The sequence below is a fragment of the Kitasatospora sp. NPDC091257 genome (genome assembly GCF_044757675.1).
Classification (GTDB): domain Bacteria; phylum Actinomycetota; class Actinomycetes; order Streptomycetales; family Streptomycetaceae; genus Kitasatospora; species Kitasatospora lactacystinica.
This window is the reverse complement of sequence record NZ_JBIVVI010000796.1, coordinates 1-4310: the sequence shown is the minus strand read 5'-3', so window position 1 is coordinate 4310 and position 4310 is coordinate 1. Positions and strand designations below refer to the sequence as shown.

Here is a 4310-nt window from a genome sequence, read left to right as displayed (position 1 = left end):
GGGGCCCCGGTCCTCCCGCCCCGCCGGCGCGGCTGCCTCGACTCCGGCGGAGCGGGCACCGCGATCGCCGCCACCCGTTCCTCGTCGACCGGCTCCGGCGCCCCCGCCAGCAGCTCCGCCAGCTCCCCGCGCACCGCCTCCGCCGTCGGCCGCCGCACCGGATCGGCCTGCAACAGCCGCTCCACCAGCGGCCCGAGCGGCCCGCACACCACCGAGGGCTCGCGCCGCCCGTCCCGTACGGCCGTCACCAGCTCCGGCACGTTCCGCTCCGGGTACGGCGCGCGGCCGGTGACCATCCGCTGCACCAGCACCCCGAGCGCCCAGCAGTCGCCCGCCGGGCCGCCGTCCAGCGGCCAGCGCTCCGCCACCGGACCGACCAGGGTCGCCCGCACCTCGTACCGACGCCGCCCGGCCGGCCCGCCGAGCTCCTCGGCCAGCGCCTCCTGCGCCACCCCGGCGAGCAGTCCGCCGAGCATCGCCGCACCGTCCTCGCAGACCAGCACGGACTCCGCGGTCAGGTCACCGTGGGTCAGCCCGGCCGCGTGCAGCGCCCGCAGCGCGCCCGCCAGGTCCGCCGCCAACTCGGCCGCCCGGTACGGCGGCAGCGGCCCCTCGGCGAGCAGCTCGGCCACCGTCCACCCGGCCGGCCGCTCCTCCACCGTCCACAGCAGCTCGCCCTCGACGAACGCGCCGACCCCCCGCAGCAGCCGCGGGTGCGCGACCGGCGCGGCCGAACCGACCGCCGCCACCCGCCGCACCAGGCGGTCCGCCTGTGCCGCGGCGGCGTCCTCCGGATCCTGCCCCACCGTCAGCAGCCCCGGCAGCTCCAGGGCGCTCAGCAGCACCGATTCTCCGGTCCGCTCGTCCACCGCGTGGGCGCTCAGCGGTCCGGGACGGTCCGTCAGCCGGTACCGTCCCGCCAGCAACAGCTCGGGGCCGCCTCGCATGCCAGTTCCTCTCGCTCGCCGACCAGCCTACTGAGCGGCTCCCTTAGGCTCGGTCCATGGACTGGACCGATCTGATCGACACCGCCCTCAAGGCGTCCGGGAACAGCAGCAAGGCCAACCAGGCCGAGGCCGTCCGCGCCGTGGAGGCGACCGTCATCGACGGCGAGAAACCGGTCGCCTCCACCGCCGGGCGCCACCCCGAGCACTTCCGCAAGGGAGTGCTCGTGCTGACCACCCATCGGCTCCTGTTCCTGAAGGACGGCAAGCCGCCGGTCCCGGTTCCGCTCGCCGCCGTCAGCGACGTCACCGTGACCCGCACCAAGCTCAACGGCGAAGTGCTCCTGGTGGTGGCGCTCACCGGCTCCCACCGCTTCGAGGACGTGGTCAAGGCCGAGTTCTTCGCCGAGCGGCTCCGGGCCGCCGCCCGCACCGCCCGCAACACCCCGAAGGCCCTGCCCGCCGCACCGGCCGGAGCCGCCACCGGCGAACAGCTCATCAGCCAGCTCGAACGGCTGGCCGCCCTGCGCACCTCCGGTGCCCTCACCGAGGACGAGTTCACCCGCGCCAAGCAACGCCTGATCGGTTAGAGCCTGTCTACGGCGCGGGCTGGAAGCTGTTGAAGACGACGTCCCGGACCGGGGCCTGGGCGGCCCACTCGGCGTCCGGGACGATCCAGTAGATCGAGTACCCGTACTTGGCCGGGGTCCCGGTCACGAAGCCGCGGTTGAGCGAGTGCATCCTGGGCGTGCCGTTGGTCCACTCCCAGTCCGCGGCGTTGCTCCACTGCCGGTAGGTGATCGCCGCCAGGTTCAGCCGCTGGTAGTTGGTGACCTGCCCGCGGACGCTCGGCTCCGACTCCTGCCAGTCGGCGACCGCGCTCGCGCCGGGCGACGTGGTCCACTCGATCCGCAGCTGGCTGCCGTCCGCCGCGTTCTTGAAGATCCGCCGGTTGGCGTCGGACGCCGTCGGCTGCAGACCGTCCGGCAGCACGACCGAGAAGCCGCTCGGGTCCTTGTACTCGTGGTACCCGGCCGGCACGCCCCCCGGCGTGGGCTGCGCCGGGGTCTGGGCCGGTGCCGGGGGCTGCACGGGAGCCGCCGGCGCACCGGCCGACTGCGCGGGCGCGTCCGGCACCGCGGCCGGGTCGCCGGTCGGCTGCGGCGCGGGTCCGCTCGCCGGCGGCGCCGCCGCGCTCGGGCTCGACTCCGGCTCCGTGCCCGCCGCCGCCGGCGCGGTGGCCCCCGCGCTCTGCGCGGCCCCGCCGCCCGACCCGCCGTCCTCGTTGCCGACCATCCGGAGCACCGCCACCACCCCGGCGATCAGCAGCAGCACCACGATCACGGTGGCGATGGCCAGCCGCCGCCGACCGGTGCGCGGATCGGCCCCGGCCGCCTGCGTCGCACCCATCGTCCACTCGCTGGTCACCGGCCGGATCGACTCCGGCTCCGGCGCCTCCGGCTCCCCGGCCGGCTTCTCGACGGGCTCCTCGTCCTGGGCCCGGCTGCCGACCCGGACCGTCCCCAGCAGCCCGGCCACGGGCCGCTTGCGGCCCTCCTCGGCCTGCTCCGGCGCCTCCTTCGCGGGCTCCGGCTCCCCGGCCGGCTTCTCCACCGGCACCGCGTGCTCGGTGGTCGACTCCGCCCGCGCGGTGGACTCCGCGACCACCCGCTTGAGCATCGACCGGGTCTGCGAGGCGTCCAGGCGCTCGGCCGGGTCCTTCGCCAGCAGCCCCTCGATCACCGGCCGCAGCGGCCCGGCGTTCACCGGCGCCGCCAGGTCCTCGGTCATCACCGCGGTCAGCGTGGCCAGCGCGGAGCCCCGGTCGTACGGCGGCCGGCCCTCGACCATCGCGTACAGCGTGCCGCCCAGCGACCACAGATCGGCCGGCGGCCCGGGCTTCTGCCCGCGGGCCCGCTCCGGCGAGATGTACGAGGGCGCGCCGACCAGCATCCCGGTCGAGGTGACGGAGGCGTCGCCCTCCACACTGGCGATGCCGAAGTCGGTGAGCACCACCCGGCCGTCCTCGCCGATCAGCACGTTGGACGGCTTGACGTCCCGGTGCAGGATGCCCAGCGCGTGCGCCGCGCTCAGCACACCCAGCACGTCCAGCGCGATCTCCGCGGCCCGGGCGGGCTCCAACGGCCCGTCCTCCCGCACCACGTCGGCCAGCGAGCGGGACTCGACCAGCTCCATGACGATCCACGGCCGGTCGTCCTCGTCGACCACGTCGAAGACCGTCACCGCCGAACTGTGCCGGATCCGCGCGGTCGCCTTGGCCTCGCGCAGCGTCCGGGTGATCAGCCGGTGCTTCTCCTCCTCGTCGACGCTGGCGTTCATCCGCAGTTCCTTGACCGCGACGGTCCGGCCCAGCATCTCGTCCTCGGCGCGCCAGACCGTGCCCATGCCACCGCGCCCGAGCACGCCGTTCAGGCGGTAGCGGCCGGCCAGGAGGCGGCCGGTGGAACCCTGCGCCTGGGTCATTCGGAACGTTCCCCCATGTGCTGCTGGCGGTCGTGGTGACGGCGCGTCGGCCCGACCTGGGGCCCGGACGCCCAAGCCTCCATCATCTCCTGTCCGGAGGGCCCGCGACCACCCGGCCCCCGCCACAAGCCGGGACGAACCGGAACGGGCGCGGCGCTCCGTGCTCGATCTGTGATCGAAAACTCGCCAAGATCTGCCCGAACCACTGCTACCGTTCGGCAGCTCATCGTCTTTCCGGGGGGATTCGACGCCCATGACCGCACCCGCGCCGGGCACTGACGGCCCATCGACCCGGCCCCGCACCGCCGAGCACTACTCGGTCGCGCCGCCCCCGGCCGCCCCCGAGGGCTACGTCGCCCCCGGCATGCCCGGCGCCCCCGTGGCCGGTTTCGAACCCACCGAACCCCCGCCCCGGCCCGTCCCCCGCCGCCGCACCGCCCTGGCCGTGGCCCTCGCCCTGCTCGCCATGCTGATTGGCGGCCTGGCCTACGGCAGCGCCCCCCTGCGCGCCGCCGACAGCCTCGGCTGGCTGGCCATCGCCCCGGCCGGCCTGGTCGCCCTCCCCCTCGGCCGCCTCGGCGGCACGAGCCGCTCGCTCCCCCCGCTCGGCGCCCTCCTCGCCGCCGGCGCCCTCCTCCTCGGCCAACTGATCGAACACCTCCGCCGCCTGCGCGCCGAAGGCCCCGCCCCCCACGACCTGCTGCACGACACCGTCACCGCCTGGCGCGCCGACCTCCGCCCCCTCGACGCCGCCTTCTACACCATCGCCCTCATCGGCGGCTTCCTCCTCACCCGCCGCACCGCCACCCGAAGCTGACGCCGGCGCCCCTCCCGGAAGCCTCCCGAAAACCCCGAAGGCCCCCGCCGATTCCCGGCAGGGGC

At 75.7% G+C, this 4310-nt stretch carries 4 protein-coding genes; 2 read left to right on the top strand and 2 right to left on the bottom strand.

What is annotated here, in order from left to right:
• Positions 1-947 (bottom strand): protein kinase (locus ACIQOV_RS29730; protein ID WP_401053665.1); only part of this gene is annotated, 947 nt, incomplete at its 3' end.
• A 56-nt stretch (positions 948-1003) separates the two neighbouring features.
• On the opposite strand from ACIQOV_RS29730, the gene ACIQOV_RS29725 reads away from it, so the two are divergent.
• Positions 1004-1534 (top strand): SHOCT domain-containing protein, encoded by a 531-nt coding sequence (locus tag ACIQOV_RS29725; RefSeq protein ID WP_401053663.1) that lies wholly within the window; start codon positions 1004-1006, stop codon positions 1532-1534.
• A gap of 7 nt (positions 1535-1541) precedes the next feature.
• Here ACIQOV_RS29725 and ACIQOV_RS29720 read toward each other — a convergent pair whose 3' ends face one another.
• Positions 1542-3428 carry a serine/threonine-protein kinase gene (locus ACIQOV_RS29720; protein ID WP_401053662.1) on the bottom strand — a complete coding sequence of 629 codons (1887 nt, stop codon included), beginning with the start codon at positions 3426-3428 and terminating at the stop codon, positions 1542-1544.
• 253 nt (positions 3429-3681) lie between these two features.
• On the opposite strand from ACIQOV_RS29720, the gene ACIQOV_RS29715 reads away from it, so the two are divergent.
• Positions 3682-4245, top strand: a complete 564-nt coding sequence (locus tag ACIQOV_RS29715) for a hypothetical protein (RefSeq protein WP_401053660.1) — start codon at positions 3682-3684, stop codon at positions 4243-4245.
• The last annotated feature ends 65 nt before the right edge of the window (positions 4246-4310 follow it).